Source organism: Shewanella sp. SG41-4 (genome assembly GCF_014164505.1).
Taxonomy (GTDB): Bacteria; Pseudomonadota; Gammaproteobacteria; order Enterobacterales; family Shewanellaceae; genus Shewanella.
On record NZ_JACJFI010000681.1, the window covers coordinates 1 to 1,033 of the forward strand.

General features: G+C 40.7%; 2 protein-coding genes. Both read left to right on the plus strand.

All coding sequences use genetic code 11. The features are described 5' to 3' along the window. Positions 1–39 precede the first annotated feature (39 nt). Positions 40–360 carry a putative signal transducing protein gene (locus H5202_RS23230; RefSeq protein ID WP_011638146.1) on the plus strand — a complete coding sequence of 107 codons (321 nt, stop codon included), beginning with the start codon at positions 40–42 and terminating at the stop codon, positions 358–360. 389 nt (positions 361–749) lie between these two features. After that, positions 750–1,033: rhodanese-like domain-containing protein (locus H5202_RS23235; RefSeq protein WP_182774082.1), on the plus strand; the 284-nt coding region annotated here is incomplete at its 3' end.

A 1,033-nucleotide genomic window follows, 5' to 3' on the forward strand; every position in this document is an offset into this window, starting at 1 on the left:
GACAAATTTGCCAGCAAGAGCAATGCAGTAGGATAACGCATGGAACAACGAAAAGTATTATTGGCCGGTGGTAATTTACTGCAGGCTCACACATGGAAAGGGCTACTGGAAACGAGTGGGATCGAAGTTGATCTTAAAGGTGAAGCGCTCATTGGTGGCGTAGGCGGTTTGCCGATTGAAATGCAAACGGTTGAGTTATGGGTAGCAGATAATCAACTTGCCGCTGCGCAAACGTTACTGGATGCACTCGATATTGAACAGCCTCAATGGCAATGTGTCCAATGCCATGAAATAAATGAAGGCAGTTTTGAATTGTGTTGGCAATGTAGTTCGCAAAGAAGTGAAATGCATAACGAATAAGCCTGAGTATAAGATGGTTTTGTAGCGTTTAAGTCCATCTTTTACCACCAAATGTTGCTGGAGATAAACGGGGTTAATCACGACGTAAATTTTTTGGGCAAAGTCCCTAAGCCGATTTATATTTTGCAATATTGCACCTAGCTTATAAATAAGCGTCCCGTTTAACTGAGCCTCTAGTGTCCATTTTTGGCTTACTGTGACGCAGTTAGCGCTTATTCATCTATAAATGACACCATCATAAACTCCTCGTTATAGTAAATTGCCACAAACTGCTGCAAAATTGTTTTCGAAAATCTAATAGACCCTATGATTAAACTACTTTTAGGTTTATGACGTATGTAATGCTAATTTGTCACAAATGAGTGACTTAACTAACTTAAGGAAACGCTATGCAACCATCTCCAGCATTTGCCAGTTTGGTCGATTCTGTTATGCCTCATGTCAACTTATTAACCATTGAGCAATATCAACAACAAGATCAATGGCAATTAATCGATGTGCGAGAAGACAACGAGTGGTTACAAGGGCATTTACCTAATGCAAAACACCTCAGTCGTGGCATTATTGAGCGTGATATAGAGCATCGCTTTCCTGATAAAAGCACCCCAATATTACTTTATTGTGGAGCGGGTCAACGTGCTGCATTATCTGCCTATAATTTACAGCTCATGGG